The sequence below is a fragment of the Ornithinimicrobium cerasi genome (assembly GCF_003702705.1).
Classification (GTDB): domain Bacteria; phylum Actinomycetota; class Actinomycetes; order Actinomycetales; family Dermatophilaceae; genus Ornithinicoccus; species Ornithinicoccus cerasi.
In genome coordinates, this window is sequence record NZ_QZMN01000045.1 from 1 (window position 1) to 2,905 (window position 2,905).

Annotated in this window: 3 protein-coding genes; 2 read left to right on the forward strand and 1 reads right to left on the reverse strand. The window is 65.8% G+C overall.

The features are described 5' to 3' along the window. The first annotated feature begins 601 nt into the window (after window positions 1-601). Together D4B81_RS17655 and D4B81_RS17660 are read left to right on the forward strand one after the other, a co-directional pair. Window positions 602-1,150, forward strand: a complete 549-nt coding sequence (locus D4B81_RS17655) for a hypothetical protein (protein WP_122263963.1) — start codon at window positions 602-604, stop codon at window positions 1,148-1,150. A gap of 496 nt (window positions 1,151-1,646) precedes the next feature. Then, window positions 1,647-2,231, forward strand: coding sequence for a hypothetical protein (locus tag D4B81_RS17660; RefSeq protein WP_122263964.1), 585 nt, complete (start codon window positions 1,647-1,649; stop codon window positions 2,229-2,231). 144 nt (window positions 2,232-2,375) lie between these two features. Here D4B81_RS17660 and D4B81_RS17665 read toward each other — a convergent pair whose 3' ends face one another. Continuing rightward, a complete protein-coding gene (locus D4B81_RS17665) occupies window positions 2,376-2,612 on the reverse strand; it encodes a hypothetical protein (RefSeq protein WP_161965295.1) in 237 nt (78 codons plus the stop codon). Window positions 2,613-2,905: the final 293 nt, after the last annotated feature.

Below are 2,905 nucleotides of genomic sequence, written 5' to 3' on the forward strand. Positions count from 1 at the left end.
ATCGAGCGCTTCCAGGTCGAACGGTTCGCTCATACACCAAGTGTAATACAGACGACTACGCACGCACATGCCGCGTGCCGGTTGTGCTGAAGGTCGTCCTGTCCTCTGGAGTGGCGCTGCTTCTGGCAGGTACCACGCCCCACCGGCCATCCCGCTAGGCACGAGCGGTTTCCGGGTCGGGAGCCTCTGATCGAATGCGATCATCGCCGATCACCGAGCGTCGCACGTGCGCCATCCCCATCCATCTCACACCGGTCTCGCTATCGTCGCGCCGATGCGACCAGCGGCCCGTGCAGGGTGACGTGAGCTCATTCCCCGAGCACTTCGCAGCGCCGCTGGGATAGCCTCAGCCATGGGAGAGCCGAGGGTCCGGCGGATTGCTGCCACGGGGGCGTTGATCAGTGTGCTACTGGCAGGGTGCGGACAGGACCCGCCAGGTTCTTCCCAGACCGCAGACGTCACCTCGCCCGGTTCCGCCGGTACCGCCGGTACCGCCGCACCGGCTGCTACCTCGTCGCCGGCCCCGAGCGTCGCGGACAGCAGCACGGCAAGTGCATCGGCCACCGCCGGTGAGGACCTCCCTACGCGTCGCCCTCTGGGCATGATGTTCACCGACGGGGGCAGCCGCTTCATCATCGATGAGGTCACCGGGGACGTCCCCGAGGGCTTCGAGGGCAAGCACATCCGCGACGTCTACGTGTACCTCGGCGAGAACGGAGGGGAGGGCCATGTCGCCTGGCTCAGCGTGGTCGCGCCGACGGTTACCAAGATCGGGCCGTGGGACCCAGCCGCGGCGAGCATGCCCGGCCCCTCAGATCTCCAGCCCGAGGCACCGCCGTTCGACATCCGTGCCGAGCTCGAGAAGCGTGAGATCCCCGTGCGGGAGTGGGGGCAGATCGACGTCGACGGTGCCACTGCACCGCTGGTCACCGTCGAGGGTTTCCTCGACCTGTGCGGCACCCCGGCAAGCTGCCGCTACAACACGGCAGGGCGGCGGTTCTATCTCCTCATCCCCTACGCCAACGGCACCCTGGTGGTGGAGGGAGCCGTCCGGAGTGAGGCGATGGAGGGTGAGCAGCTGACGCCGGATGTCATGGACGTCGTAGTTCAGGAACTCCAGGCCTGGGCCGACAGCATCGAGCTACCCTGACGAAACCAGGCGTCCGGAGACCACCGAGGGTAGAGCCTGGATCGTCGCGATCTCTTGCGGGGAGACGGCGGGGTGCACCCGGGCCCCGGCTGTGCCCGTTGTCATAGTCGGTCTGGAACCGGCATCCACCACACATCCCCTCCGTCCCGGGTCATGCCAGGCATGCTCACCCCAGGGGTATCGACACCGATTGCGGACACCCGCCGGCTGCCGTAGCCCTCGACGCTCACAGTCGCGGCGGCGTCCCACTGCATCTCGCGGCCACCATCCCCTCACATTGCCATTACGCCTGACCAATTGTCACGCCGATGTGCTTCGGCACCTGCTCGCATCTTCCGCATCTGACGTGCCCAGCTGCGGGAGGAGACCGTTGACTCCCCCTTCCGGCGGGAGGATATTGAAACAGGGACGGAGGTAGAAGGCGAGCTCGCGGCCCGAAGATGAGCCGGCCCTCCCCCGGCCCAGCCATCTCGAGTGCTCGCGTCGAGGAGGGTTGATGGACAACCTCACCAGGCCGACGGGGACGTCGGCCGTCCTCGCCGGTTTGTCCTGGTGCGTGGCCGTCGTCCTGCACAATACGCAACCTCAGGGCTGCGTTGGGGAGTCGTGCGCGGTCAGGCCAATGCGCGAGTCAACCGCCTTGACCGAAGTGCTCTTCCTGTTGGCTGGCGCCGCCCTTGCGGTGTCCATGGGGGGCTTGCTGCTCATGGTGCGACGCCGAGAGGCCCACGTGCGGATAGGTTGGATCGCTCGAGTCGCCTGTGCGCTCGCGACCATCTTGTTCTCCATTGCGGCCCTCATGTCCGCCGTCCACCCCGACTGGAACGGGATGCCATTGGTCGTGCTCCCGGCAGTGGCCACTTTGGTGCTCGGTCTTGTGCTACTAGTGGTGCTCCTTTGGACGACGCGCCTCCTTCCAAGGGTTGTCATCATCCTGCTCTTGGTCACCGTTGTCCTGCTGCCACTCGCAAATGAGCAGACCTCGATGATTCTGTGGACGGTGCCGTTTGGCCTCGCGTGGGCTGCCTTGGGCGCATTCCTCCTGACGGGGAGACAGGGCAACGTGGCTGAGAAGTCGTGAGACGGCTGTGCGACTTCGGAAGGACCCTACGATTGGCGCGCGGACACTGACCCGAAAGTGGAGGTTGCCTCGGGCAAGTGGACTGCGACCCGAGTGCGCGCTCATGCCGCTGTGATCGCGTTACGTCCGACCATGCCGCAAACCTCAAGAGTCCGAGCATCGGGTATAGCCGTCGAGGTAGTAGTCACCATCGGGGGTGCGGCCAACGCGAAACTCGACCACCACTTGACCACTGTCGTCCAGGCGGTGCCATCGCGTCGGGGCGACCTCGACATCTCGGCCAGCAGGGAGCCGTCTGCCGCCAACGGCGTCGAGGAGGATCGCCTCCTCCGCCGTCGTGTGACGGAAGGATGGGTCACTCATGTCGTAGTCAAACTGCACGTCCTCAGTGTTCTCCGGGCACACCAATTCTTCCCGGGCCGGGCTGGACGTGACCGGCACACCAGATCCGGGGTCCTGCGCACTCTCGCACGCCACCAGCACGCTTGAGCAAGCCGCCACGACGGCAACGATCCCGCTTCCAGCGAACGCCCTTTTGCCCATGTGCCCAAGTATGGCCTTGGCCCTAGTACTTCGACAGACGCGCGAGATGACATCCTGTACTGCCGCAGGTCGCGCCTTGCTGTGGGTGATTCAGGCGGGGCGGGACAGCTCGTGCTCGACGGCCCGGCGGA

Excerpts from the sequence above, each read along its gene's own strand:
- D4B81_RS17655 (WP_122263963.1), top strand. The coding sequence starts at position 602 with ATGATGTTCACCGACGGGGGCAGCCGCTTCATCATCGATGAGGTCACC.
- D4B81_RS17660 (WP_122263964.1), top strand. The coding sequence starts at position 1,647 with ATGGACAACCTCACCAGGCCGACGGGGACGTCGGCCGTCCTCGCCGGT.